26 protein-coding genes are annotated in these 24,872 nt (G+C 46.3%); 14 read left to right on the top strand and 12 right to left on the bottom strand.

The window, feature by feature from the left end; translation table 11 throughout:
- Window positions 1-6: 6 nt before the first annotated feature.
- From ATB78_RS12935 to rpsB, 5 genes are all read right to left on the bottom strand, one after another.
- Window positions 7-762: an isoprenyl transferase gene (locus ATB78_RS12935; protein ID WP_005436781.1), complete on the bottom strand. Its 756-nt coding sequence runs from the start codon at window positions 760-762 to the stop codon at window positions 7-9.
- Window positions 763-858: 96 nt separating this feature from the next.
- Window positions 859-1,416 carry a ribosome recycling factor gene (gene frr / locus ATB78_RS12940; protein WP_005436779.1) on the bottom strand — a complete coding sequence of 186 codons (558 nt, stop codon included), beginning with the start codon at window positions 1,414-1,416 and terminating at the stop codon, window positions 859-861.
- Between the two features lie 98 nt (window positions 1,417-1,514).
- Window positions 1,515-2,246 (bottom strand): UMP kinase, encoded by a 732-nt coding sequence (pyrH, locus tag ATB78_RS12945; RefSeq protein ID WP_005436777.1) that lies wholly within the window; start codon window positions 2,244-2,246, stop codon window positions 1,515-1,517.
- A gap of 152 nt (window positions 2,247-2,398) precedes the next feature.
- On the bottom strand, window positions 2,399-3,244 hold the full coding sequence (gene tsf / locus ATB78_RS12950; protein ID WP_005436775.1) for a translation elongation factor Ts: 846 nt from the start codon (window positions 3,242-3,244) through the stop codon (window positions 2,399-2,401).
- Between the two features lie 131 nt (window positions 3,245-3,375).
- Complete coding sequence (rpsB, locus tag ATB78_RS12955) at window positions 3,376-4,104, bottom strand: 30S ribosomal protein S2 (RefSeq protein ID WP_005529366.1); 729 nt, start codon at window positions 4,102-4,104, stop codon at window positions 3,376-3,378.
- Between the two features lie 396 nt (window positions 4,105-4,500).
- On the opposite strand from rpsB, the gene map reads away from it, so the two are divergent.
- The 3 genes from map (at window position 4,501) to ATB78_RS12970 (ending at window position 8,640) form a co-directional block, all read left to right on the top strand.
- On the top strand, window positions 4,501-5,379 hold the full coding sequence (gene map, locus ATB78_RS12960) for a type I methionyl aminopeptidase (RefSeq protein WP_005436764.1): 879 nt from the start codon (window positions 4,501-4,503) through the stop codon (window positions 5,377-5,379).
- 100 nt (window positions 5,380-5,479) lie between these two features.
- Window positions 5,480-8,104 (top strand): bifunctional uridylyltransferase/uridylyl-removing protein GlnD, encoded by a 2,625-nt coding sequence (glnD, locus tag ATB78_RS12965; RefSeq protein WP_009707424.1) that lies wholly within the window; start codon window positions 5,480-5,482, stop codon window positions 8,102-8,104.
- 152 nt (window positions 8,105-8,256) lie between these two features.
- Complete coding sequence (locus ATB78_RS12970; RefSeq protein WP_005436760.1) at window positions 8,257-8,640, top strand: DUF3461 family protein; 384 nt, start codon at window positions 8,257-8,259, stop codon at window positions 8,638-8,640.
- A gap of 92 nt (window positions 8,641-8,732) precedes the next feature.
- On the opposite strand, the gene truC is transcribed toward ATB78_RS12970, so the two are convergent.
- Window positions 8,733-9,500, bottom strand: coding sequence for a tRNA pseudouridine(65) synthase TruC (gene truC / locus ATB78_RS12975; RefSeq protein WP_061008853.1), 768 nt, complete (start codon window positions 9,498-9,500; stop codon window positions 8,733-8,735).
- Between the two features lie 5 nt (window positions 9,501-9,505).
- A complete protein-coding gene (locus tag ATB78_RS12980; RefSeq protein ID WP_005436756.1) occupies window positions 9,506-9,820 on the bottom strand; it encodes a YqcC family protein in 315 nt (104 codons plus the stop codon).
- Window positions 9,821-9,896: 76 nt separating this feature from the next.
- Here ATB78_RS12980 and ATB78_RS12985 point away from each other — a divergent pair, with 76 nt between their 5' ends.
- Complete coding sequence (locus ATB78_RS12985; protein ID WP_038895689.1) at window positions 9,897-10,934, top strand: DUF3549 family protein; 1,038 nt, start codon at window positions 9,897-9,899, stop codon at window positions 10,932-10,934.
- A 13-nt stretch (window positions 10,935-10,947) separates the two neighbouring features.
- A complete protein-coding gene (locus tag ATB78_RS12990) occupies window positions 10,948-11,247 on the top strand; it encodes a DUF3301 domain-containing protein (RefSeq protein WP_009707427.1) in 300 nt (99 codons plus the stop codon).
- On the opposite strand, the gene ATB78_RS12995 is transcribed toward ATB78_RS12990, so the two are convergent.
- Window positions 11,207-11,692: a GNAT family N-acetyltransferase gene (locus ATB78_RS12995; protein WP_005436752.1), complete on the bottom strand. Its 486-nt coding sequence runs from the start codon at window positions 11,690-11,692 to the stop codon at window positions 11,207-11,209. The genes ATB78_RS12990 and ATB78_RS12995 overlap by 41 nt on opposite strands.
- A 922-nt stretch (window positions 11,693-12,614) precedes the next feature.
- On the opposite strand from ATB78_RS12995, the gene ATB78_RS13000 reads away from it, so the two are divergent.
- The 3 genes from ATB78_RS13000 (at window position 12,615) to ATB78_RS13010 (ending at window position 14,169) form a co-directional block, all read left to right on the top strand.
- The gene (locus ATB78_RS13000; protein WP_041058958.1) at window positions 12,615-12,908 is read left to right on the top strand and encodes a hypothetical protein; all 294 of its coding nucleotides are present in this window, start codon (window positions 12,615-12,617) and stop codon (window positions 12,906-12,908) included.
- Window positions 12,905-13,348 carry a YaiI/YqxD family protein gene (locus ATB78_RS13005; protein ID WP_005436748.1) on the top strand — a complete coding sequence of 148 codons (444 nt, stop codon included), beginning with the start codon at window positions 12,905-12,907 and terminating at the stop codon, window positions 13,346-13,348. Before ATB78_RS13000 ends, ATB78_RS13005 begins: the two co-directional genes overlap by 4 nt.
- 95 nt (window positions 13,349-13,443) lie before the next feature.
- A complete protein-coding gene (locus tag ATB78_RS13010) occupies window positions 13,444-14,169 on the top strand; it encodes a MipA/OmpV family protein (RefSeq protein WP_061008854.1) in 726 nt (241 codons plus the stop codon).
- 52 nt (window positions 14,170-14,221) lie between these two features.
- Here the strand turns inward: ATB78_RS13010 and ATB78_RS13015 are convergent, their stop codons facing one another.
- From ATB78_RS13015 to ATB78_RS13020, 3 genes are all read right to left on the bottom strand, one after another.
- Complete coding sequence (locus ATB78_RS13015) at window positions 14,222-15,808, bottom strand: AbgT family transporter (RefSeq protein WP_061008855.1); 1,587 nt, start codon at window positions 15,806-15,808, stop codon at window positions 14,222-14,224.
- Between the two features lie 228 nt (window positions 15,809-16,036).
- Window positions 16,037-16,162 (bottom strand): type B 50S ribosomal protein L36, encoded by a 126-nt coding sequence (gene ykgO / locus ATB78_RS28430; RefSeq protein ID WP_009847431.1) that lies wholly within the window; start codon window positions 16,160-16,162, stop codon window positions 16,037-16,039.
- A gap of 3 nt (window positions 16,163-16,165) precedes the next feature.
- A complete protein-coding gene (locus tag ATB78_RS13020) occupies window positions 16,166-16,426 on the bottom strand; it encodes a type B 50S ribosomal protein L31 (protein WP_061008856.1) in 261 nt (86 codons plus the stop codon).
- Window positions 16,427-16,551: 125 nt separating this feature from the next.
- Here ATB78_RS13020 and tsaA point away from each other — a divergent pair, with 125 nt between their 5' ends.
- The 5 genes from tsaA to ATB78_RS13045 all read left to right on the top strand — a co-directional run bounded on the left by tsaA (window position 16,552) and on the right by ATB78_RS13045 (window position 20,427).
- Window positions 16,552-17,247 carry a tRNA (N6-threonylcarbamoyladenosine(37)-N6)-methyltransferase TrmO gene (gene tsaA, locus ATB78_RS13025; protein ID WP_061008857.1) on the top strand — a complete coding sequence of 232 codons (696 nt, stop codon included), beginning with the start codon at window positions 16,552-16,554 and terminating at the stop codon, window positions 17,245-17,247.
- 111 nt (window positions 17,248-17,358) lie between these two features.
- Window positions 17,359-19,074, top strand: coding sequence for a proline--tRNA ligase (locus tag ATB78_RS13030; RefSeq protein ID WP_051119236.1), 1,716 nt, complete (start codon window positions 17,359-17,361; stop codon window positions 19,072-19,074).
- A gap of 173 nt (window positions 19,075-19,247) precedes the next feature.
- Window positions 19,248-19,916: a tellurite resistance TerB family protein gene (locus ATB78_RS13035; protein WP_061008858.1), complete on the top strand. Its 669-nt coding sequence runs from the start codon at window positions 19,248-19,250 to the stop codon at window positions 19,914-19,916.
- Window positions 19,917-20,029: 113 nt separating this feature from the next.
- Window positions 20,030-20,236: a YaeP family protein gene (locus tag ATB78_RS13040; RefSeq protein WP_005529380.1), complete on the top strand. Its 207-nt coding sequence runs from the start codon at window positions 20,030-20,032 to the stop codon at window positions 20,234-20,236.
- Entirely contained in the window at window positions 20,236-20,427 is a 192-nt protein-coding gene (locus ATB78_RS13045; protein WP_061008859.1) for a DUF4250 domain-containing protein, read from the top strand. Before ATB78_RS13040 ends, ATB78_RS13045 begins: the two co-directional genes overlap by 1 nt.
- A gap of 93 nt (window positions 20,428-20,520) precedes the next feature.
- On the opposite strand, the gene ATB78_RS13050 is transcribed toward ATB78_RS13045, so the two are convergent.
- The gene (locus ATB78_RS13050) at window positions 20,521-21,885 is read right to left on the bottom strand and encodes a sodium-dependent transporter (RefSeq protein ID WP_005436738.1); all 1,365 of its coding nucleotides are present in this window, start codon (window positions 21,883-21,885) and stop codon (window positions 20,521-20,523) included.
- 370 nt (window positions 21,886-22,255) lie between these two features.
- Here ATB78_RS13050 and ATB78_RS13055 point away from each other — a divergent pair, with 370 nt between their 5' ends.
- Window positions 22,256-24,796 (top strand): Ig-like domain-containing protein, encoded by a 2,541-nt coding sequence (locus tag ATB78_RS13055; RefSeq protein ID WP_061008860.1) that lies wholly within the window; start codon window positions 22,256-22,258, stop codon window positions 24,794-24,796.
- Window positions 24,797-24,872 lie beyond the last annotated feature (76 nt).

Here is a 24,872-nt window from a genome sequence, read left to right on the forward strand (position 1 = left end):
TAGTCCTTATTGAGCAGCCATCAATGCCTTTACTTGCTCGCCAGTACAACCAAAGCGACGCTCTCGGTTAATAAACCAAGTCACAGCCTCTACTAAGCTGTCTTCATCAAACTCTGGCCAGTACTCCGGAGTAAAGTACATTTCAGCATACGCCATTTGCCACAGCATAAAGTTACTGATGCGACACTCACCACTCGTACGGATCAAAAGATCCACTTCAGGGAGATCTGCCATCGTTAAATGCTGGGTAATTAACTGCTCATTGATATCCTCTACACGGATTTCACCGTTACGCGCTTTTAGCGCCAACGTTTTTGCCGCCTCTGTGATGTCCCATTTACCGCCATAGTTAGCCGCAATGTTAATCACCATGCCCGTATTGCCAGCGGTGAGTGCTTCTGCTTCGATGATTTTGCCTTGCAGTCGCTCACTAAAGCGGCTGGTGTCACCAATAACGCGCAAACGCAGATTGTTTTTATGCAGCTTTTTCACTTCGCTAGAAAGCACGGAAATGAACAGCTCCATCAGGAGACCTACTTCTTCCTCAGGACGACGCCAGTTTTCACTACTAAAAGCGAACAACGTCATGGCTTTAATACCGAGTTTAGAAGCAGCAGCGACGGTCTTACGAACGGCATTAACGCCTTTTTTATGACCGAATACGCGAGGTTTTCCTTTGGACTTAGCCCAACGACCATTACCGTCCATAATGATGGCAATATGTTTAGGGAGGGAATCAGAGAAGGCTTGAGAATTTTGCATAGGGAGTTAATTGAGTTCCATCAGTTGGATAGATTAACACAAAAAAACGCTGCACTGTGAGCACAGCGTTTTCCAACAGTGATGTAGGTGGGAGTATTAAACTTCCATCAACTCTTTTTCTTTAGCGGCAAGAACTTCGTCGATCTTCTTAACTGCTACGTCAGTCAGTTTTTGAATTTCGTCTTGTGCTTTACGATCTTCGTCTTCAGAGATTTCTTTATCTTTTAGAAGACCTTTTAGGTCGCTGTTTGCGTCACGACGGATGTTACGAACTGCAACACGTGCGCCTTCAGCTTCACCACGAACGATCTTAACTAGGTCTTTACGACGCTCTTCTGTTAGCGGTGGAAGTGGAACGCGGATGATTGTGCCAGCAGACATTGGGTTTAGACCAAGGTCAGACATCATGATCGCTTTCTCAACTTTTTGAGTTAGCTCTTTGTCGAATACAGTAATTGCTAGAGTACGTGCGTCTTCAGCAACAACGTTCGCTACTTGGTTAAGAGGAGTTGGCGCACCGTAGTACTCTACAGAGATACCAGATAGTAGGCTTGGGTGTGCGCGGCCAGTACGAACTTTAGAAAGGTTGTTCTTTAGCGCTTCAACGCTTTTGTCCATGCGCTCTTGCGCGTCTTTATTGATTTCGTTAATCACGGTTTCACCTTAAAAATGTCATCTTTCATGAAGAAAGCTTAAAGGGCTTAAGCAAAGCGAAACGCCATCCAATATCTCTTGTTGAATGGCGTTGAGATTTACGCGTCAGCGCAGATCAACGTGCCTTCAGCTTCACCCATTACCACGCGACGTAGTGCGCCTGGCTTATTCATGTTAAATACGCGGATTGGCATTTTGTGGTCACGAGCAAGTGTGAACGCAGCCAAGTCCATTACTTTCAATTCTTTATCCAGAATTTCAGTGTAAGATAGCTTATCATACAGCTCTGCGTCTGGGTTTGCTACTGGGTCAGCAGTAAATACACCATCAACTTTCGTTGCTTTTAGAACTACGTCAGCTTCGATTTCGATGCCGCGTAGACACGCTGCTGAATCTGTAGTGAAGAATGGGTTACCAGTACCTGCAGAGAAGATAACTACACGGCCTTGGCGAAGTTCGCGGATAGCGTCTGCCCAGTTGTAATCGTCACACACACCTTTTAGCGGAATTGCAGACATTACGCGAGCGTTTACATAAGCACGGTGAAGTGCGTCACGCATTGCTAGACCGTTCATTACTGTTGCAAGCATACCCATGTGGTCGCCTACTACGCGGTTCATACCCGCTTCTGCAAGACCTGCACCACGGAACAGGTTACCACCGCCGATTACCACACCAACTTGAACACCCAGTTCAACCAGCTCTTTCACTTCTTGAGCCATACGGTCAAGAACCGCTGGATCAATACCAAAACCTTCTTCACCTTGAAGAGCTTCACCACTTAGTTTTAATAGAATACGTTGATATGCTGGTTTAGGGTTCGTAGTCATGGAGTTTACCTTCCAAAGAGAGTTGTCGATTAACAGTCATGAATAGACACAAGCTCACTTATAGCTATTCATCACGGCTAATTTTGCCCGCTCTTTTCGTAAAAAGACCGCAGCCTAGGCTACGGTCTAATATTTACACAAGTCGCTAAGGATTAACCTTTTTGAGCTAGTGCTACTTCTTCAGCGAAGCTCATTTCAGCTGCTTTCTCGATACCTTCACCTACTTCTAGGCGAACGAATGTAGCAACAGAAGCACCTTTCTCTTTTAGCATTTCGCCAACAGATTTCTTAGGTTCCATGATGAAAGCTTGACCAGTTAGAGAGATTTCGCCAGTGAATTTCTTCATGCGGCCGATAACCATCTTCTCAGCGATCTCTTGTGGCTTGCCTTCGTTCATAGCGATTTCAACTTGAACTTCTTTCTCTTTAGCAACTACGTCAGCTGGTACGTCTTCTGGGTTAACGAACTCAGGCTTAGAAGCAGCAACGTGCATTGCAACGTGCTTAAGAGTTTCTGCGTCGCCTTCACCAGCAACAACAACACCGATTTTCTCGCCGTGACGGTAAGAAGCGATTGCAGTACCTTCAACGTAAGCAACGCGACGGATGTTGATGTTTTCGCCGATTTTAGCAACTAGAGCTACGCGCTCTTCTTCGAACTTAGCAACTAGCTCTTCAGCAGTAGCTTTAGTCGCTAGAGCGTCAAGTGCTACTTTGTCTGCGAATGCAGTGAAGTTACCGTCTTTAGCAACGAAGTCAGTTTGGCAGTTAACTTCAAGAAGAACAGCAACGCCGTTTTCTTCTTTGATGATGATTGCGCCTTCAGCTGCAACGTTACCAGCTTTTTTAGCTGCTTTCGCTGCGCCTGATTTACGCATGTTTTCAATTGCTAGTTCGATGTCAGCGTTTGCTTCTACAAGCGCTTTTTTACATTCCATCATGCCAGCGCCAGTGCGCTCGCGAAGTTCTTTAACTAGAGCAGCAGTTACAGTTGCCATTCTCTATTCCTCGTTTGATTCGAAATAAGGTAAAAAACAGGGGCCTACATTGTCGGCCCCCATTGCTAACTATAACTCAGTCTATGCTACAACAAGGTTTCACATAGACTAAGTGTGACACAGAGCCGTTATTATTCAGCTTCTACGAAACCGTCTTTTTCAGCAACTGCTGCAACGTCTTTGTTGCGACCTTCAGACACTGCAGATGCTGCAGCGTTTAGGTATAGTTGAACTGCGCGGATCGCGTCGTCGTTACCTGGGATGATGTAGTCAACGCCGTCTGGGTTAGAGTTAGTATCTACCACAGCGTATACTGGAATACCTAGGTTGTTAGCTTCTTTAATTGCAATGTGCTCGTGATCAGCGTCGATTACGAATAGAGCGTCTGGTAGGCCGCCCATATCTTTGATACCACCAAGAGATTTCTCTAGCTTCTCCATTTCACGAGTACGCATTAGAGCTTCTTTCTTAGTTAGTTTTTCGAAAGTACCGTCTTGTGCTTGTGCTTCGAAATCTTTTAGACGCTTGATAGACTGACGAACTGTTTTGTAGTTCGTTAGCATGCCGCCCAACCAACGGTTGTTAACGTAGTATTGGTTGCTTGCGATTGCAGCTTCTTTAACAGCTTCAGATGCAGCGCGCTTAGTACCTACGAATAGAACTTTACCTTTCTTCTCGCCAACTTTAGCTAGTTCAGCTAGAGCTTCGTTGAACATTGGTACAGTTTTTTCTAGGTTGATGATGTGAACGCGGTTACGAGCACCAAAGATGAATGGCTTCATTTTTGGGTTCCAGTAACGAGTTTGGTGACCGAAGTGAACACCAGCTTTCAGCATATCGCGCATTGATACAGTTGCCATTTTAAAGTCCTCTATGGGGTTAGGCCTCCACATCCCCCATAATTCCGACCAAGCTTCTGCTCAGCACCCCGGAACATGTGACGGAATGTGTGTGATTTAAAGATAAAAGTTAATTGGAAGAAGCTTGCTTCGCTACTCTTCTAATGAAAAGTAAAGAGAACAGTCCTCGATTCCGGCGCGCTTTATACCATATTTTAGCCTAAGATGGCTAGTAAAAATTGTTTCTTACAATTCTAATTTCCCTATCACACCTATCCCTACTCTCTTCTAAATTCCATGACTAGACTACAAGTAAGAATGACTCATATTCTTAACTGGCTTGGGTTAATCGCAAGATGTCTGATAGAATGCGCGCATTCGCACGTTTACGTGCTTACGAATAAGTAGAGAAAGCCAATGTCAATCAAGATTAAAACTGCTGAAGAAATCGAACGCATGCGTATTGCGGGCAAGCTAGCCGCAGACACTCTAGAAATGATCGAACCGCACATCAAGGCGGGTGTGACGACAGAAGAATTAAACAAAATCTGTCACGATTACGCTCTAGAGCGTGGCGCTTACTCTGCACCGCTTGATTACCATGGATTCCCTAAATCAATCTGCACGTCAATCAACCACATCGTTTGTCACGGCATCCCTGCGACAGAAGATGAAAAAGGTGCAAATGGCCAAATGAAGCCAGCTGTACTTAAAGATGGCGACATCATTAACGTTGATATCACGGTTATCGTACCTAACGATGAAAACGCAGATCTAAGCGTTCGTCCACAAGGTTACCACGGTGACACTTCTAAGATGTTCCTAGTTGGTGATGTATCTCCAGCAAACAAACGTCTGTGTATGGTTGCTCAAGAGTCACTTTACATCGGTATGCGTCAAGTTAAGCCTGGTGCAACTGTTGGCGATATCGGTACAGCAATCGAGAAGTACATCAAAGAGAACAACAAGAACAACCCACGCAACAAGTTCTCTATCGTGAAAGACTTCTGCGGTCACGGCATCGGTGATGAGTTCCACGAAGAGCCACAAGTGGTTCACTACAAGAACAAAGACCGCCGCGTACTAAAAGAAGGCATGTGTTTTACTATCGAGCCAATGATCAACGCGGGTAAATTCGGTTGTACTGTTGATGCTCAAGATGATTGGACGGTTTACACTGGTGACGGTAAAAACTCAGCACAGTGGGAACACACCATCGTGGTAACTAAAGAAGGTTGTGAAGTACTAACACTTCGCAGCGACGATACCATTCCACGAATGATGAAAAACGTTTAATCGCCCATCACTTTCCATATCCCCGCCCATGCGGGGATATTTTTTATCTGCAGCAAATTTGTTAGATTGCTAATAGTTTTAGCTTGCACGGATAGCAAATATGACCCTTCAGTCACCTCTTACGTTTACCGATGAACAGATAAACATCGGCGAACTTAAGCAAGAACTTGAAAAATTCAGTTCATACCAAAAAGAAGAATTTCTACAGCACCACCCTGTGACCAACCTTGTTTTGTCACGCGCTGAGTACATGGATTTACTCCTCAATCGTTTATGGCAACACTTCGGATTCAAAGACATCCATAATATTTCCTTAGTTGCCGTCGGTGGTTACGGACGTGGTGAATTACATCCTCTGTCTGATATCGACATTTTGATTCTGTCGCAGAACAAGCTGCCAAATGCTCTGGAAGCTAAAATCAGTGAGTTCATTACCCTATTGTGGGATTTACGCCTAGAAGTCGGCCACGCAGTGCGCACTGTGGATGAATGTGCAGAGATTGGACGTTCAGACTTAACCGTAGCCACGAACCTGCAAGAAGCGCGTTTGCTTTGCGGAAGTGAAGACACTTTCCAAGCCTTAAAGAAAGTAGTGTTGTCTGATTCTTTCTGGCCAAGCGAAACTTTTTACCGTGCCAAGATTCAGGAGCAGCGTGAACGCCACGCACGCTACCATGACACCACCTACAACCTCGAACCCGACATCAAGTCCACGCCGGGCGGCTTACGTGATATTCACACTTTAAGCTGGGTGGCACGCCGTCACTTTGGCGCAACATCGTTACTAGAGATGAGCCGCTATGGCTTCCTGACCGACGCAGAATACCGAGAGCTGGTCGAGTGTCAGGACTTCTTATGGCGCGTGCGTTTCGCCCTGCATATTGAGCTTCGTCGTTATGACAACCGACTGACCTTCGCTCATCAAGCTCAAGTCGCGGAGCATCTTGGTTATGTTGGTGAAGGCAATCGCGGCGTTGAAATGATGATGAAGGAGTTCTACCGCACCCTACGTCGCGTGGCAGAGCTGAATAAGATGCTGCTCAAACTGTTCGACCAAGCCATCATCAACGGTGGGGCTTCACAAGATGCTGAAATTATCGACGAAGATTTCCAACGCCGTGGTTCACTGATCGAGGCTCGCAAACCTGCACTGTTCCAAGCTCGTCCTGAAACCATTTTGGATATGTTCCTGCACATCGCCAATGATTCGAGCATCGAAGGTGTAAGCCCTCCTACGTTGCGTCAGTTACGTACTGCGCGTCGTCGATTGAACAAGTTCTTGCACACTATCCCTGAAGCGCGTGAAAAGTTTATGGCGCTGTGTCGTCATCCAAATGCGCTGCATAAGGCGTTCAGTCTGATGCACAAGCTTGGCGTACTAGCGGCATACCTTCCGCAGTGGAGCCAAATTGTCGGTCAGATGCAATTCGACCTATTCCATGTATATACCGTGGATGAGCACAGTATTCGTCTGCTCAAGCACATTAATACCTTCAGCTACGCCGAGAACCACAGCAAGCATCCAATTTGCTGCGAGGTTTATCCTCGAATTCAGAAGAAAGAGCTACTGATTCTGGCCGCGATTTTCCATGATATCGGCAAAGGGCGTGGTGGTGACCATTCGGTAATCGGGGAAGGTGAAGCGTACGATTTCTGTATTGAACACGGCTTGTCTAAGCCAGAAGCGAAGTTGGTAAGTTGGCTAGTAAGACATCACTTATTGATGTCGGTAACTGCACAGCGTCGTGATATTTACGATCCTGACGTGATTACCGAGTTTGCCAAGCAAGTGCGCGATGAAGAGTACCTTGAGTACCTTGTGTGTTTGACGGTAGCCGATATCTGCGCGACCAACCCTGAGCTTTGGAACAGCTGGAAGCGCACCTTGCTCGCAGAGTTATTCTATTCCACCCAACGTGCGCTGCGCCGTGGCCTAGAAAACCCTGTAGATGTGCGTGAGCGTATTCGTCATAACCAACAAATGGCCTCTGCCCTATTACGCAAAGAAGGCTTCTCTGCTCGTGAAATTGAAGTGCTGTGGCAGCGCTTTAAAGCCGATTACTTCTTGCGTCATACCCACAAGCAAATCGCTTGGCATTGCGAACATTTACTTCGTATGGAAGATCCAAGCAAACCATTGGTTCTGATCAGTAAGAAGGCCACACGTGGCGGTACTGAAGTGTTCGTCTACAGTCCAGACCAACCAGCGCTGTTTGCTACCGTGGTTGCTGAGCTTGACCGTCGCAACTTTAACGTACATGACGCACAAATCATGACCAGTAAAGATGGCTATGTACTCGATACCTTTATGGTACTAGACCAACACGGTAAAGCGATTGAGGAAGGTCGTCACAGTGCAGTGACTAAACACATTACGCATGTACTGGAAGATGGCCGTCCGACAAAAATTAAGACGCGCCGTACACCAAACAAACTTCAGCATTTCAACGTAAAAACCAAAGTCGACTTCCTGCCAACCAAGAGCAAAAAGCGCACTTTGATGGAGTTTGTCGCTCTCGATACACCGGGGCTTCTGGCGAAAGTGGGTCGTACCTTTGCTGATTTGGGCATTAACCTTCATGCAGCAAAAATCACCACCATTGGTGAGCGCGCTGAAGACTTGTTTATTCTGACGAGCGAAGCCGGCGGCAGGCTCAGTGAAGAGCAACAAGACGAGCTGCGTGAAAAGCTGATTGAAAAACTCTCTGACCCAGTTTCGGCTTGAGAGAAAACCAGCGCTTGATCAACAACTAAGGTGGGCAAGAACGATAGCGATCTTGCCCACAAGTTGAGCAATTTGACTAAATATCAGCTATCTAGCTCATAAATGGGCTGCTACAGTTGTATGGACTCCAATTCAATACACAGAGGTAGCCTATGTATCCACACCTCACTGGTTTGGGCATCCATGACCCAAAACAGATTGAACGTTACTCCCTGCGCCAAGAAGCACACAAAGACGTCCTAAAGATCTACTTTCACAAACAGAAAGGCGAGTTTTTCGCTAAGAGTGTGAAGTTCAAATACCCACGCCAAGTTAAAAATGTATTAGTAGATAGCGGCAGTCATAAATACAAAGAAGTAACCGAAATCAACCGTAACCTGACGCTTGTGATCGATGAGCTAAACAAGATCACCAAGCCTGTGAAAGTGGCTGAAGTGGATGTAAAAGAAAAGATTCTCTCTGATCTTCGTCACTTGGAGAAAGTCGTTTCCAGCAAGATCGCCGAGATCGAAGCGGATCTAGAAAAGCTGAAATAAAACATTAAGAACTGAAAAATCAAAAAGGGGTTGGTACCGATACCAACCCTTTTCTTTGTTTAATATTGCTAATAGCTGATTAACCCAACCGCTTATTGCACCAACGATGCATCCCACTCAAATCTCGCAAATAACCGCTGCCAAGTTTCATCGATATTGGCTTTCATCACGATTTCTTCATCGGTAAACGGATGCACAAAGCGCAATTCTGATGCATGCAGCAACAGTCGATGAGAGTCGAATTCGGTACGGTACAACTTGTTGTGCTTGCCATCACCATGTGTCGTATCCCCAACGATTGGATGACGTAGGTGAGCCATGTGACGACGCAACTGATGCTTACGCCCTGTCTTTGGCTTCATTTCCATCAAACAGTATCGTGTGGTCGGGAACTTACCTGTTGAATAAGGAACTTCCACTTTTGCCAGCGGTTTGTATGCCGTTACTGCTTCTTGTGCTTCTTTCTCTTGAGAAGCAAACTTATCGGCAATCTTATCGAGTTCGACTTTCAGAGCGTAATCCAGTACGCCTTTTTCCTCGATCCAGCCTCGAACGATCGCATGATAGGTTTTCTCCATCTTGTGCTCAGCAAACATAGGCATGACTTGTGAAGCAACTTCACTGGATAAAGCAAACACAAGTACACCTGAAGTTGGGCGATCCAAGCGATGCAGTGGAAACACATGCTGACCAATTTGATCGCGCAGCGTTTGCATCACGAATTGAGTTTCATGCTTATCCAACCAACTACGGTGCACTAGCATTCCGGCAGGTTTGTTGACCGCAACAAAGTACTCGTCCTGATAAACGATCTCTAATACAACGGGTTCAACGGATGGTGATGTTTCTTGTTCTGACATTGAGGTTACTTACATAGTTCGTCGATGGTTCGAATAGTCACTAATAGCTCGGCGTAATGCGGCTCTTGTTTCCACGCTTCTGCAAAATACGGCTCAATAGAAAAGCCACGTGGCAAAGGTTGGTTACTTTCCACTAACGCATGCATACGGGCAATAAAGATCCACTGCAACCACTCATGCGGATGAAGTGTATCAATAGCAAATGGTTCCGTGCTTTGCAGTGCTTGTTCCGATGGCATAGTGTGCTGCCACAGCTCATGATGGCGCAATTGTGCTTCAAGTTGTTGAAGTAAGTCGACCAATTGGGTGTTTGTTGCCATTAATTCCGTCTCGAACCTTGAATTAGCCGAGAATGATACCATTTCTTGTGAAAAGAACATTAGGATGTCGTATTTAATGGAAAACATTCAAACCCTCACTCAGCTGTTAAACAACAGCCATTGTGAATATCAAATCTTCGACCTTGGTCGTCGTATCAAAACCATCGATGCACAAGTGTTTGCGGATGTGGAAAAAGGCCAGTGCCCTTACCCATTTCCAATGCAGCGTAAAGCGCACCTCGCAATCGCGTACTGGAATGAGCAAAAGCAGCCTTGGATTTGGTTTCTAAAGTTTGAACTGGATGAGCGTGGTTTACTTAAGCAATCTGACATAGGAAACTTCATTAAATACGTCGTTGAAGCGATGGGTACTCGCCTAAGTGAGGAAATGTCGGAAGAGCAACAACAAAAGCTTTCTAACAACCCATACACGTTTAAACCTGCAGAAGAAAAGATGGCTGTCTTCCACAGTCAAGTTCGCGCGAACTTAGACTTACCCACCAGCCAGTATTACGAGCACACTCAGCACTACTTTACCGGTGACCTAGGTTGGGACAACTGGCAAACCGTTGGTCTGCAAGGCATCACTGATATCGCCGCACGCTTAGGCAAAGAGCAAAATGCCGTGACTTTGCGTAAAGCGCTTAACCACTTGCCTAATGAACCACTTTACGCCCTACTCGGCGCGCTTGAACATGTCGACCTACAAGAACGTTTGGCAGAACGCATTGCGGAGAAAGCGCAGCAAGAAATCGAAAGCAACGAACCTGACTTGTTCTTACTCTCTGCTTTGATTCGAGCTCTAGCGGGTGCACCAACCGAGATTTCCTTGCCAATCTTGAAGGCAATTTTACAAAGCCCACGTTTGAGCCACCAAGAAGTATTGATCGGCATCGCTGGCCGTACTTGGCACCTACTCGCTGACGCAAGCGTCGCTGAGCAATTTTTGCTGCGCCTCGCACAAACTGGGAACCAAGCCCTATTTAATCAATTGTTTGCCGATTTAGTTATGCTGCCAGAGCTAAGAATGGTATTGCTACCTTTACTGCACTCTAGCCCATCGGAAGAGCTAGCGACGGCATTAGTCAAACTGCAGCAAGCAACAAAGGGATAATGAAGGATTAGGGATGATCGGTGACCTACTAGCCATTTTAGGACTGTGCTTTTTTTGTTTTTTATTTTGGCAGCAACGACGTCAGTCGGAGTTGGCAAAAGCGGCTATTTCGCGTAAGTGCGATCAGTTAGATTTGCAATTAGTCAGCATTGCATTTGGTGCGCATAAATTGAAAACGCCAGACGGAATCTGGCGTTGGCATACAGTGTATCAATTTGAGTTTTCATCCCTTGGTGATGATTGTTACCAAGGCGAGTTAACGATGATCGGGTTTAGGCCGCTGAACTTTCACCTACCGCCACATCGCTTGTAAATTCCATTTCAAAGTAAGGGCCGTAAAGGTCCTTGCTTTCTCTCGTTTTTGTAAATCCTAGTTTTTCCAGCACTGCCATGGATGCTTTGTGGTGGCTATTCACATTTGCTTTGACTTTGTGTAGCCCAAGCTCACGGCACGCTTTCGGGAAAAACGCCTTTAGCGCTTCTGTCGCTAACCCTTTACCCCAATAAGCTTTATCAAAGATAAACCCTAGCTCTGGTTCATGATCTAGGTTTGAAATGAACACGTGTCCCATATAATCACGGCTGGTACTCTCAAGCACCGCCATACTGTGGACATTCTCATCGTCCAGAATCTTCTCAAACAACTGTTTGGCAGAAGACACCGTATGAGGTCCATTCATCTCTGCGCGATTTTTAGCGCAGCAATTCAACATCACGAACTCTAGTTGCAACGACTCATTGTAGGGTAGAAGAAGCATTCTTCTGGTTACTATGGTCACATCTGTTCCTTGATTACAGCAAACTTAATTTATCCGCATAGCAGAAGCTCAAGAGCTATCGATTGAAAAGCCATCGATTTGTATGCGGCACATAACGCCTTTTAGAGAAGCCGAAAGTTAAACCAACTGATTGGAAAGGATATTGATCTGGATTGTTTTTTATTCAGTGTTATGAGGAATTTATAAATAATGTGATATCGCCTACTTTCAATCACTCAAAAATATGAAAGCGCGATAAATAAGAAAGACCCCGACACAAAAGTATCGGGGCCATAGTCTTACTCGCAGCAGTCCGGCTACTAATTAGTGCTCCATGCATCATCCATAATAGTGGCTGAATCCGTCAGCTTAGTCCTTACGTCGCCGTCCTAGCGGTGTCCTTATCATCCTGATTGCTAACATTCCCCGTTAGCACACATCACTTGTTCCTTGAGCGGTGTCCTTTGCATCGTCCTGATGCTGTCCTTACCTCAATCCTATGAGGGGTCCATTGTCTATCCTTAGTCATCAACATCCTATTGATGAATGTATCCTTACAATGTCCTACGCTCCTTGCTTGATCACTCATCCTGAATAATCAAATCGTCGTCCTGACGATGACCAAATCCTTGGTGCTTTCCTGTTCCATGTCTGCTTCCTGCCGACAAGGTTTAATTTACGCTTTTCCCTTTAAATCACAATCTACCCGAGAAAATCTTTTGTTGAAAAACTTCGTTAACAGCATGTTAAAATGATATTTTTCATATGCTTAAATGCAAAACATTCTGTTTGGCTGATGACGAAATCGTTTTCTCTCACAACCCGTGTGAGAGATCTCGCACAAGGCACTGCCGAAATTGCTATTCGCTAAAATCAACCGCGCAAAGTATGATGATAGAAGTCATTTTAGTAGGGACAAATTATGTTAACTCAAGACGTCACTAAAGAGCTGGAAGCCGTGATGGAGCAGCTACAGCAGCAAGGCAAAGAGCCCACTGTGGCTCTGGTAAAAGCACGAATGAAAACGCCCGTGCCGATGCCTGCATTAATCGCAACCATCAAAAGTTGGAAGAGCGCAAACCGTATCCCTAAAGTGGAAGTAGCGCTACAAGCTCCGAAAGAAGAAGATCGCATTGTTGCGCTGGAGAATACCGTGGCGAAGTTGGTTGCTCGAGTAGAGGAACTGGAAGCAAAACTCAATGAGAAAACATCATGAAGCTGTGGGTAGATGCGGATGCTTGTCCGAAAGTAATCAGAGAGACGATTGTACGCGCCGCTGAGCGCACAGGCGTTGAATGTACATTTGTTGCCAACCATGTGGTCCCTGTACCTAAACGAGCCAATATCCACTCCTTGCAAGTCCCTGCTGGCTTTGATATTGCCGACAATGAAATTGTTCGTCGTGTCGAAGCCAATGACTTAGTGATCACCTCTGATATCCCATTGGCAGACGAAGTGATCAGCAAAGGTGCTCAAGCACTGAGCTCACGAGGCGAGTTATACACTAAAGACACCATCAAAGCGCGCTTGAATATCCGTGATTTCATGGACACCATGCGCTCAAGTGGCATTCAGACTGGCGGCCCTGCAGCTTTGTCTCAAACGGAACGCAGAGAGTTCGCGAACCACCTCGATAGAATCCTTGCCAAGCGTTGATTACCCCTCCTCCTTCGCATGAAATTCATTCGTTGATGAAATAGGAATCACAAAACTCCGTTCTTTGTTGTTAGAACAAGAACGGAGTTTTATTTATGAAGTCACGGATTGCCTTTTCTCTCACTTTGCTTTTATCGAGCCCTCTTTCATTGGCTAACGATGAGTCTTTTGGCATTGTTGGCGGCAGCGCCACCTATGGCGAAAGCGTGTTTTCCGTCAAAGACCCCCCTCAATTTGGCGCAACACCGAATCTGTTTTATTCAGGCTCGATAGGTTTTATCGATGGCAGCTTAGCCAACTGGCAAGCGTTACCCTACGTCGGCGTATCGGCCAATTGGCGTTTTGCAGAAGTCTCCGATACCTTTGCCGATTTGCCAAATGGCATCAACGACCGCGATGGTAATGGTGAACTTGGTATTACCTTAGGAACGGTTGGCGCGAGACTGACTTATTTGCATGATGTCACTTCAGAACACAATGGCTATGAAGTTCAATTGCATCTCGGTCGGACGTTAGAAACTTGGTTGCCACCTTTTACCCTGACTCCATACTTTGAAGTCGACTATCGTGACAAAAAACTTTCTCACCACCTCTACAGTGTCTCTGCACAAGAGGCCGCTGCATCTGGGTTAAGCGAGTTCAAAGCCGAATCTACTTTTGTTTATCAAGCGGGAATTATCGGTTTGTATGAGTTCACACCATCTTGGATTGGCATTTCTAAAGCTGAGTTTGTGCATCACGATAGCGACAGCCTTTTAATTCAACGTGATGTGGGATGGTCGTTTGAAGTCGGCCTAACTTATCGCTTCGCTGGACTTTAAACAAAAAAGCCTGCGATAAACGCAGGCTTTGAGAGCTGAGTGAGGTTGCCAATTAAGGCGTGTAGTACGTTGCCGCACCAGGACCTACTGGTAAACCGAATACGAATACCCATAGGTAGAACAACACACTCCAACCTACGATGAAGACAATCGAGTACGGCAACATAGTCGCGATCAGCGTACCGATACCTAGATTCTTCATGTAGCGCGTTGCTACCGCCAAGATAAGACCGAAGTAGCTCATCATTGGTGTGATGATGTTCGTCGTTGAGTCACCGATACGGTAAGCCGCCTGAATCGTTTCTGGCGCGTAACCCACAAGCATTAGCATAGGAACGAAGATAGGTGCTGTTACAGCCCACTGTGCCGATGCAGAGCCAATCATCAAGTTGATGAAGCCACACATTAGGATGAAGGCGAAGAACAGCATTGGGCCAGTTAGACCGATTTCTTGTAGGAAGCTTGCACCCGCAACTGCAAATACTTGACCAAAGTTAGTCCACTTAAAGAAAGCAACAAACTGAGCAGCAAAGAATACCAACACGATGTACATGCCCATTGAAGACATAGACTTCGACATAGCATCAATCACGTCGCGATCGTTTTTCATTGTGCCAACCACTCGGCCGTACACAAAACCAGGTACCGCGAAGAACACAAAGATAAACGCTACGATACTCTTCAGGAATGGAGAACCGGCAACTGTGCCAGCATCAGAACGCAGAACACCGTCAGCAGGAATGATAGTCCATGCCAGTAGCGCCGATACTGCTAGAACAGCGATACCCGCCAGTTTAAGGCCTTTCTTCTCTACGTCAGTAAGTGTACCCATCTTATCTTGAGACAGATCTTCCGCTGCTTCTTCATCGTTGTATTTGCCAAGTTTCGGCTCAACGATTTTCTCCGTTACAAATGCACCGGTAATCGCGATAAAGAAGGTAGAAACAAACATGAAGTACCAGTTTACTTCTGGACCTACCGTGTAAGTTGGGTCAATCATCTGTGCAGCTGTTTCAGTGATACCTGAAAGCAATGGGTCAACTGTACCAATCAGTAGGTTTGCTGAGTAACCACCAGATACACCAGCAAATGCGGCTGCTAGACCAGCAAGTGGGTGACGACCTAATGAGTGGAACAGCATTGCAGCTAGTGGGATCAACACCACGTAGCCAAGCTCAGATGCCGTGTTTGAAATGATACCTGCGAAAACAACTGTCACAGTAACCATGCGCTGAGAAGCGCCCATTACTAGGCCACGCATTGCAGCAGAAAGTAGTCCAGAATGTTCTGCAATGGCAACACCAAGCATCGCAACCAAAACCGTACCTAGCGGTGCGAAGCCAACAAAGTTTTTCACTAGGTTAGTAACAATCAGTTCTAAGCCGTCAGCATTTAGCAGACTGATTACTTGAATCATACCGTCCGCTGCACGACCCGGTGCGCCTTCTGGGCGAGGATCCATGACTGCGACTTCAAAGTAGCCCGCGATACCGGACATCACTAGGATTGCAAGACAGAAAATGGCGAAAAGTGTGATTGGGTGGGGTAAAAGGTTCCCCAAATATTCAACTGTATCTAAGAAGCGTGTGAATAGTGGCTTCTTTGGCGAGTTTTGTTTCATTGAAGCAGATGAACTCATCTGTTCCCTCCTTGTATTTATTCCTGCGCATTTGTGACAAAAATGTCATAAAGCTTGCGCAGGGTACTCGACACAAGGGTTAAGTGAAAGTTCAAAACGTTACAGAATGTAACTTAGAGGCGGATTTATGACCTATTATCGATAAAAATATAGTTATATCACCCACATATAGATCATAAATCAGCATTATAAGTAACTGCATCCCATAAATTATTACGATATTTATGGTTATTTCTGCACCGCCTTGAAGCGCGGGTTCGACTTACAAATAACGTATAAACGCCCTCTTCTTTTTACGATTTGGCAATCAGGGTGTCGGCTTTTTGCGCTCTTTAATGATTTAACAACTTTCATCTCTTAGTCCTTATCTTTATTAAATTGACTAAAGCGACGATTAAAGTTCGCAATACGACCTTCCGCTTGAACCACACGTTGCTTACCGGTGTAAAACGGATGAGAAGCGGATGATACATCGAGAGTGAAATATGGATAAGTTTTGCCATCTTTCCATTCGATAGTGCGATCAGTGTGTAGTGTCGACCCCACAACAAAGTACTCATCTACGCTTGTGTCGTGAAATACCACGGGGCGGTATTCTGGGTGGATACCTGGTTTCATATTAATTGTCCTTTCGATTAATTGTTATGTTATAACAATGCAATTAAGAATTATTATCAACAAAAAAGCAAGCGGAATTTTGTGGTACTTTAGTTTCCATCTCCCATGCATAAGACAACGTATCCATGTATTCCATTGAGCCTATTGGCGTTATTGAAAGCCCATACAAAGAGAAATTTGCTGTCCCTCGCCAACCTCGTTTGGTGCCGGCCGCGCGCTCACGCGTCAAACTTCAAGGCGCAGCAAATAGCCCAGAAGCCGTGCGCGGATTGGAGCAGTTTTCCCATGTTTGGTTGTTGTTTTTGTTTGATCAGAATTTAGAAGCCGGATGGAAACCAACGGTGCGCCCACCTCGTTTGGGCGGCAATGAGCGTATTGGTGTGTTTGCTTCACGTTCGACCTTTCGCCCGAATGGCATTGGTATGTCAGCGGTAGAAGTTAAAGGTATCAGCAAGCAAGGCGATCAGATCTATTTGGATCTTGGTAACGTAGACTTGGTCGATGGCACGCCAATTGTTGATATCAAACCATACATCCCCTACTCAGATTCTATTGCAGAGGCACAAGGTGGCTATGCGGAAGACGAACCTGAAAAATCACAGATCGACTTCTCTTCAGTGGCACTGGCGGCACTCGAAAAACGTGACGATACTGAGTATGTCAAAACGGTGATCGAGCAGGTTCTAGCACAAGATCCTCGTCCGGCTTACAAGAAAAACAAGCCTGACAACAAGGAATATGCGGTAAATTTGTTCGATCTGAACGTTAAGTTCATGGTTAGCGATAACTTAATAACAGTTACTGCGATTGAAAGCTTTTGACAAAGGCATTTGGCTGATATTATAAGCGGCTAACAATTTTCCCCTTGTGGGACCTTCATACTCCTGTCCATTCTGGCTTGAGTATCTAACTTTAATAAACGGATAAATTTAATGCGTACCAGTAATTATCTTCTTTCTACTCTGAAGGAGACTCCAAACGACGCAGAAGTAGTGAGCCACCAGCTCATGCTACGCGCGGGTATGATCCGTAAGCTGGCTTCAGGTCTTTACACCTGGCTGCCTACTGGTCTACGTGTGCTGCGTAAAGTCGAAAACATCGTTCGTCAAGAAATCGACAATGCAGGTGCAGTCGAAACTTTGATGCCCGTTGTTCAGCCGTTTGAACTATGGGAAGAGACAGGTCGTTCTGAGAAGATGGGTCCTGAGCTACTTCGCTTTACTGACCGTCATACTCGTCCGTTTGTTCTTAGCCCTACAGCTGAAGAAGTGATCACTAGCCTTGTGCGTAACGAAGTGAGCTCTTACAAACAGCTTCCGCTAAACCTGTACCAAATCCAGACTAAATTCCGTGATGAGCGTCGCCCACGTTTCGGCGTAATGCGTGCACGTGAGTTCTGTATGATGGATGCATACAGCTTCGACATCGACAAAGAAGGTCTAGAGAAATCTTACCAAGCGATGCACGATGCTTACTGTAAAGCATTCGACCGTATGGGCCTTGAGTACCGTCCAGTACTTGCTGACTCTGGCGCTATCGGTGGTAGTGGTTCTCAAGAGTTCCACGTACTTGCTGAAAGCGGCGAAGACCTAATCGCATTCTCTACTGAGTCTGATTACGCAGCGAACATCGAAAAAGCAGAGGCGGCAGCACCTGCAGGTGAGCGCGCTGAACCAACTCAAGAGATGACGCTGGTTGATACGCCAAACGCGAAAACAATCGCGGAGCTTGTAGAGCAACACGGTCTAGCAATCGAGAAGACAGTAAAAACTCTATTCGTTAAAGCGTCTGATGAAGTAGATGCTGACATCATCGCTCTTATCGTTCGTGGTGACCACGAGCTAAACGAAGTGAAAGCAGAAAACCTACCTCAAGTTGCTTCTCCACTAGAGATGGCATCTGAAGAGGAAATGCGTGCACTTATCGGCGCTGGTGCTGGTTCTCTTGGCCCTGTTGGCCTTGAACTGCCATTCATCGTTGACCGCTCTGTTGCTGTAATGAGCGACTTCGGCGCAGGCGCAAACATCGACGGCAAACACTACTTCGGTATCAACTGGGGTCGTGACGTTGAACTAGGCCAAGTTGAAGATCTACGTAACGTAGTAGAAGGCGATCCAAGCCCATGTGGTCAAGGTACGCTAATGCTTAAGCGTGGTATCGAAGTTGGTCACATCTTCCAACTAGGTAACGTTTACTCAGAAGCAATGAACTGTGGTGTTCTTGGTCCTGACGGTAAGAACGTAATCCTAGAGATGGGTTGTTACGGTATCGGTGTTTCACGTGTTGTTGCTTCTGCAATCGAGCAAAACCACGACAAATACGGCATCATTTGGCCAGACGCACTAGCGCCTTTCCAAGTGGCTATCGTTCCTATGAACATGCACAAGTCTGAAGAAGTGAAAGAAGCAGCTGAGAAGCTGTACGCTGAACTGACGGCTATGGGTATCGAAGTACTATTCGATGACCGTAAAGAACGCCCAGGCGTAATGTTCTCTGATATGGAACTTATCGGTATTCCTCACACTATCGTGATCGGTGATCGTTCAATGAAAGAAGGCAACTTCGAGTACAAGAACCGCCGCTCTGGTGAGAAGACAGCCGTTGCAATGGCAGACATCGTTGAGCACGTTAAAGCTCAACTACAATAAGCTGCACTAAGCACACTGTGCTGAATATATAGCGATGAAAAGGGTTGGCTTCGGTCAGCCCTTTTTTACATCTGATTTTCTAAGTGTGTAGACCCTCTCTAATATTTGCGTTGTTAATCTTTGGTTCAGATTTATCACCTTACACTGGATTCAATCTAGTAAGGAGGTTACTTATGGATCTAAAAAGTCTTCTTAACCAAGCACTCAAATCAGACCTACTTAAACAAGGTAGCGACGCGCTCAGTAAAAAAACGAGCAATATCAAATCATCATCAAGTTCTAGCCAGCTAAAAACGCTTGGCGCAGGCGCGATTGGTGGCGGACTTATCGGCATGTTAATGGGCTCTAAGAAGAGCAAAAAGATGGCCAAGAAAGTGGGCACTGGCGCACTCAAAGTCGGTGGCGCAGCGGCATTAGGTGCTTTGGCTTACAAAGTCTACAACGATTGGCAAGCGAAACAGGGTACGCAGGGCGTCAACGAAAGCTTCGATCCTGATGACAACAAACATGCAAAGCTGATCCTTAAAGCCATGATTGGTGCAGCGAAAGCGGATGGCCATGTCGATGAAGAAGAAATGGCTCGCATCGAACAAGCACTGACAGAAATGGGCGCAGATAATCATGTAAGACAGTTGGTTCATCAAGAGCTACATAAGCCCCTCGACCCGGCAGAAATTGCACGCTTGGCGACCTCTCCACAACAGGCATCAGAAATATATCTGGCATCACTGATTGTGGCCGATGAGCAAAACTTTATGGAAAAAGCGTATTTGCAGGAACTTGCTAAGCAACTCAACCTTGCTCCAGAAGTGACGCATCAATTGGAAGCACAGTTGCAGTGATGAATGTTTGCTCAAGTTGCTTGTTAACTTGAGCCAAAACAATTCTCTGCTTTGAGTTTCAAAACGGCTATGTGTATATTTGAGAGCAGTTATCATTTATTAAGGATTTAGCCATGCAAGTATACGGCTGTTGTGAATTAGTTCGTGAGCTTTACGCTCAAATCGGTAGTGGCGATCAAGCTTACGTGCCTCAAGCGATCTCGTGTGCCGTAAGAGCACTTAATGACGTTGCTGCAGACGAGTCTCTACCAAAAGACGTTCGTGAAAAAGCGGCGTTTGCTGCGGCAAACCTACTGATCTCTGATTTCGAGGATAAGTAATGAATTTAGCGAACTTCGAATCCATGGATCCAATCATGCTGATGAGCATCGTCAACATGAAGCTACGTGACGACTTCGGTGGTGATCTGGATAAGCTGGTTGCATTCTTTGATATCGACCGCGCAGCACTTGAATCAAAACTGGCTATGGCGGGTTTTGACTTTCTGCCTGACGCAGGTCAGTTCCGTTAACCGCCCATCGCGACGGACAACGTAAACATCGAATAGAAAAAAGGGCTTGATGCATTCATCAAGCCCTTTTCTTTTGTGCTTTGTGTAAGTCGATTAGCCGAACGAAGCCCAAATAACGGTCGCTACCAGAATCGGACAAACAAACTTCACGTATGCTGGCCACAACTTACCGAACCAACCTTGAGTAAACTCAGGGCAACCTTGTTCAAGCTCTTTGATTTTTGAGTGACGATTCCATACCCAACCACCAAATAGACAGAACAATAGCGCCGCCATAGGTTGTAGATATTGCGTTGCGATGGTCGCAACCATGCCAAACAGTGCGCCGAAGTTAAATACGATAACCACACTGAACAGCGCAATCAGGCCACCTAATACCCAGCTTGTCGTGCTGCGTTTCGTGTTGAATCGCTCACCCACCAGTGCAACCGGACATTCAAGCATCGAGATAGATGAAGTCAGTGCTGCGATCGTCAGTAGTAAGAAGAAAACAATTGAGAACAGTTGGCCAAGCAAACCTAAGCTATCAAACATCAGCGGTAGAACTGTAAATACCAGTGTATCTGAACTTAAAAGCGAACCATCTTCTGCATAGATTTGAACGCCTTTTTGCATCGCAACGAACATTGCAGGCATCACCACTAGACCAGCAATAAAGGCAACTGCAGTATCGACCATAGTCACGTTCATAGCCATCTTCGGCAAGTTCTCTTTCTTACTTAGGTAAGACCCATAGATAAGCATCGAACAGCCACCGATGGTCAGTGAGAAGAAACCTTGGCCCATTGCGGCAAGGATTAGTTTGCGATCCCATACTTTCTCGAAATCAGGCACTAGGTAGTGCTTCAAACCTTCCATCGCACCGTTTTGCGTCATAATGTAGATAAACAGCAAACCAAACAGAACAAACAGTGCTGGCATTAGACGTGTAGACCACTTTTCAATGCCCTGTTTTACGCCGCCCTGTACGATCAAAATGGTTAATACATAAAATGTAATCGTACCAAACAAGTTGCGTTCAACGCTGAAGCCTTTCAACCACTGTGTCGCCGCTTCCATGCCCATGATGTCGGTCACTGCACCCAACATAAAGCAGATCAACCAGCCGCCTACAATCGAGTAAAACGCCAAAACCGCACTTGGTACGCTCAGGCCAATCCAACCAACTAGGCCGCCAAGCTTCTTGCCCACAGGGTTGTCTGTTAGAGAACGCATACTGTCTACTGGGTTGGCTTGACCATGACGACCGATCGCCATTTCAACCACCAGCATTGGGAATGCAACGATAAGAATCATCACCAAGTACACCAACAAGAAGGCGCCGCCGCCGTTACTTGCTGCTTGGGTAGGAAAGCCCCAAATGTTACCTAGACCCACTGCAGCACCTGCTGCCGCTAAGATGAATCCAAGGCGTGAGCCAAAATGCTCACGAGGCTGAGAAGAAGTTTGTTGTGTCATACCACTCACACAAAATATCAATGAACTAGCTGACTAGTACACTATAGCAATATCTTCTACTCAACAAGAGTCATTAGGTTAATTACTCGACAATCAGATCAATTAGCAGACATTCAGTTTGTAAATTTCCACGTACATCTCATATTCACCAAGTATCGTTTTTTGTCTTTTTGATGAATTTATAAATCAGCGTGAAGTGAGCCGAAAAATAATGAGCCGAGTTGTAAAGTACGAATAGTTCAACGTGATTTCGTGTTGAAAAGTGAAACATAACCCTTCGAATTTCTCTCCTGAGGTCTATTTATCAACTAGTTATCTAACTATATCTGTTCATGTTCTTACGAACATCGAGTAACTCAAGGAGAGAAAAATGAAGTTCACTCTACTGCATGGTGCAGTGATAGCCGCTCTTAGTGTCAGCTATCAAGCTCAAGCCTACAACTGCCAAAACTTATCAACGTGGGATAGCACAACCGTCTACAACTCTGGCGACCAAGTGCAAACCAAAGGCGCTGCGTATGAAGCTGCTTACTGGACTCAGGGTAATGATCCGGTAAATAACTCTGGTCCATGGGAAGCGTGGAAAGGCCTTGGACAATGTGATGGTGGCGGTACAAACCTCCCTCCAACGGTATCTTTCTCCTCTCCTGCAGATAACGCTCAGATCCCAGAAGGCAGCGTAATCACTTTGTTAGCAAACGCCGCTGACGAAGACGGCCAAGTGGCTCAAGTCGAATTTCTTGCTGGTAACCAGACCGTTGCTGTTGTTACCCAATCCCCTTTCCAAGCTGACTGGACAGCAGTTGAGGGCGTCTCTCAGTTAACGGCAATCGCCACAGACAACGAAGGTGCGGTAACCACAACCAATGTTTCTATCTTCGTTCAACCGCAAACCGAACTACCACCTCCAACCGTTTCTCTAACGAGCCCAACAGGCACAGAAACACCAAGTGTGGGTGACACTATTTCGGTAACGGCCGATGCAGCAGACAGCGATGGTTTAGTCACCCAAGTTGAGTTCTTCATAAACAACCAATCCGTTGCTGTCGATACTGCGGCTCCATATGAATATGTCTGGACGGCGGCAGTCGGCACTCATACCTTCAAAGCGCAAGCAACCGATGATTCAAACCTGTCAACCATGAGCCAAGAAGTCTCGCTCGTCGTCAGCGATTCCAGCTCCGGTGGCTGTGCAGATGCTGTGCCTTATGTAGCTGGTAACCGCTATGAAGCAGGCGCACTCGCCTCTAATCTCAACCAGAAATATCGCTGTGATGTTGCAGGCTGGTGTTCTTCTGATGCAGCCTGGGCTTATGAGCCGGGTGAAGGTTTGTACTGGCAGGACGCGTGGACAGGGCTAGGTGCCTGTTCGACACCGCCTCAAGTCGCTATCACCGCACCAAGCGAAGGACAAGTCTTGCTAGCAGGCGACAGTGTTGAAATCTCAGCGGATGCCGGCGATGCAGATGGTAGCGTGACTCAAGTGGAGTTCTTCGCTAATGACACCAGTTTAGGCGTGGTTGCTCAAGCACCATACTCAGTCTTGTGGAATGCAACGCTAGTTGGTGCCAATCAAATTAAAGCCGTTGCAACAGACAACGATAACAATACGTCCGAGTCTGTCGTTAACGTGACTGTGAGTGACCAAGACTTGGTGATCTCATTGACGTCACCAAGTGCAGGTCAAACCGTCGGTTTAGGTAAGAACCTCGTTCTAAGCGCAGATGCAACCTCACTAACCTCTGGCGTGAAACACGTCGACTTTATGGTGAACGGCGCGATTGTCGCAACAGACACGACGGCACCTTACTCGGCGAACTGGACACCAGCCGCGATTGGTAGCTTTACGGTAAGCGCTCAAGCCACCGACCTTGCAGGTACGACAGCGCTTTCTGATGCAGCATCGATTACCGTTATTGAACAAACGGAGAAACGTCATAAGTTGATTGGCTACTGGCACAACTTCGTGAACGGTGCAGGCTGTCCTATCCGCCTCGCGGACATGTCTGATGCATGGGATGTGATTGATATTGCGTTTGCAGAAAACGACCGTAACAGCGATGGTACGGTGCACTTCAACCTGTATTCTGGTGACATCTACAGTGATTGTCCTGCGCTAGACCCAGCTCAATTCAAGCAAGACATGGCAGCACTGCAAGCTAAAGGTAAGAAATTCGTTCTGTCTCTTGGTGGCGCAGAAGGCACAATCACGCTAAACACAGACCAAGATGAAGCAAACTTCGTATCGAGCCTGACCGCATTGATTGCCGAATGGGGCTTCGATGGTTTGGATGTGGACCTAGAAAGTGGCTCTAACCTGCTGCATGGTTCGCAAATCCAAGCTCGTTTAGGTGGTGCTTTGTTGCAAATCGAGCAGAACATGGGCGGCGATATGTACCTAACCATGGCACCTGAGCACCCTTACGTACAAGGTGGCTACATTGCTTATAGCGGCATTTGGGGCGCGTACATTCCTGTTATTAACGAAACACGCAGCACACTCGACCTGCTACACGTTCAGTTATACAACAACGGCGGCCTGCCAAACCCTTACCTGCCAGGTTCTGCACCAGAAGGTTCTGTGGATATGATGGTGGCGCAGTCTAAGATGCTGATTGAAGGTTTTGAATTGGCAGACGGCACCATGTTTGAGCCACTGCGTGATGACCAAGTGGCGATTGGCTTGCCATCAGGTCCAAGCTCAGCGAACTCAGGTCAGGCGCCAACACAGAACATTCTAGACGCACTAGACTGTCTGACTAAAGGCACTTCATGTGGCACAGTGAAACCAGCGTTTAACTACCCGAACTACGCTGGCGTGATGACATGGTCAATCAATTGGGATGAGCACGATGGCTTCAACTTCTCGAAACCTGTAGGCGATAAACTAACTCAGATGAATGCGGAATAACTCGAATAGAGACTAAATAGTACCCATGTAAAAAGAGCGCCGATAACAGGCGCTCTTTGTTATTTGTGTTTCGCGA

The organism is Vibrio sp. CUB2, assembly GCF_001557945.1.
Classification (GTDB): Bacteria; Pseudomonadota; Gammaproteobacteria; order Enterobacterales; family Vibrionaceae; genus Vibrio; species Vibrio owensii.

What these genes read in the sequence shown, in the direction of transcription:
- ATB78_RS12935 (WP_005436781.1), bottom strand. Translation starts at nt 762, where the DNA reads ATGCAAAATTCTCAAGCCTTCTCTGATTCCCTCCCTAAACATATTGCC.
- pyrH (WP_005436777.1), bottom strand. Translation starts at nt 2,246, where the DNA reads ATGACTACGAACCCTAAACCAGCATATCAACGTATTCTATTAAAACTA.
- tsf (WP_005436775.1), bottom strand. Translation starts at nt 3,244, where the DNA reads ATGGCAACTGTAACTGCTGCTCTAGTTAAAGAACTTCGCGAGCGCACT.
- rpsB (WP_005529366.1), bottom strand. Translation starts at nt 4,104, where the DNA reads ATGGCAACTGTATCAATGCGCGATATGCTGAAAGCTGGTGTTCACTTC.
- map (WP_005436764.1), top strand. Translation starts at nt 4,501, where the DNA reads ATGTCAATCAAGATTAAAACTGCTGAAGAAATCGAACGCATGCGTATT.
- glnD (WP_009707424.1), top strand. Translation starts at nt 5,480, where the DNA reads ATGACCCTTCAGTCACCTCTTACGTTTACCGATGAACAGATAAACATC.
- ATB78_RS12970 (WP_005436760.1), top strand. Translation starts at nt 8,257, where the DNA reads ATGTATCCACACCTCACTGGTTTGGGCATCCATGACCCAAAACAGATT.
- truC (WP_061008853.1), bottom strand. Translation starts at nt 9,500, where the DNA reads ATGTCAGAACAAGAAACATCACCATCCGTTGAACCCGTTGTATTAGAG.
- ATB78_RS12980 (WP_005436756.1), bottom strand. Translation starts at nt 9,820, where the DNA reads ATGGCAACAAACACCCAATTGGTCGACTTACTTCAACAACTTGAAGCA.
- ATB78_RS12985 (WP_038895689.1), top strand. Translation starts at nt 9,897, where the DNA reads ATGGAAAACATTCAAACCCTCACTCAGCTGTTAAACAACAGCCATTGT.
- ATB78_RS12990 (WP_009707427.1), top strand. Translation starts at nt 10,948, where the DNA reads ATGATCGGTGACCTACTAGCCATTTTAGGACTGTGCTTTTTTTGTTTT.
- ATB78_RS12995 (WP_005436752.1), bottom strand. Translation starts at nt 11,692, where the DNA reads ATGCTTCTTCTACCCTACAATGAGTCGTTGCAACTAGAGTTCGTGATG.
- ATB78_RS13000 (WP_041058958.1), top strand. Translation starts at nt 12,615, where the DNA reads ATGTTAACTCAAGACGTCACTAAAGAGCTGGAAGCCGTGATGGAGCAG.
- ATB78_RS13005 (WP_005436748.1), top strand. Translation starts at nt 12,905, where the DNA reads ATGAAGCTGTGGGTAGATGCGGATGCTTGTCCGAAAGTAATCAGAGAG.
- ATB78_RS13010 (WP_061008854.1), top strand. Translation starts at nt 13,444, where the DNA reads ATGAAGTCACGGATTGCCTTTTCTCTCACTTTGCTTTTATCGAGCCCT.
- ATB78_RS13015 (WP_061008855.1), bottom strand. Translation starts at nt 15,808, where the DNA reads ATGAGTTCATCTGCTTCAATGAAACAAAACTCGCCAAAGAAGCCACTA.
- ykgO (WP_009847431.1), bottom strand. Translation starts at nt 16,162, where the DNA reads ATGAAAGTTGTTAAATCATTAAAGAGCGCAAAAAGCCGACACCCTGAT.
- ATB78_RS13020 (WP_061008856.1), bottom strand. Translation starts at nt 16,426, where the DNA reads ATGAAACCAGGTATCCACCCAGAATACCGCCCCGTGGTATTTCACGAC.
- tsaA (WP_061008857.1), top strand. Translation starts at nt 16,552, where the DNA reads ATGTATTCCATTGAGCCTATTGGCGTTATTGAAAGCCCATACAAAGAG.
- ATB78_RS13030 (WP_051119236.1), top strand. Translation starts at nt 17,359, where the DNA reads ATGCGTACCAGTAATTATCTTCTTTCTACTCTGAAGGAGACTCCAAAC.
- ATB78_RS13035 (WP_061008858.1), top strand. Translation starts at nt 19,248, where the DNA reads ATGGATCTAAAAAGTCTTCTTAACCAAGCACTCAAATCAGACCTACTT.
- ATB78_RS13040 (WP_005529380.1), top strand. Translation starts at nt 20,030, where the DNA reads ATGCAAGTATACGGCTGTTGTGAATTAGTTCGTGAGCTTTACGCTCAA.
- ATB78_RS13045 (WP_061008859.1), top strand. Translation starts at nt 20,236, where the DNA reads ATGAATTTAGCGAACTTCGAATCCATGGATCCAATCATGCTGATGAGC.
- ATB78_RS13050 (WP_005436738.1), bottom strand. Translation starts at nt 21,885, where the DNA reads ATGACACAACAAACTTCTTCTCAGCCTCGTGAGCATTTTGGCTCACGC.
- ATB78_RS13055 (WP_061008860.1), top strand. Translation starts at nt 22,256, where the DNA reads ATGAAGTTCACTCTACTGCATGGTGCAGTGATAGCCGCTCTTAGTGTC.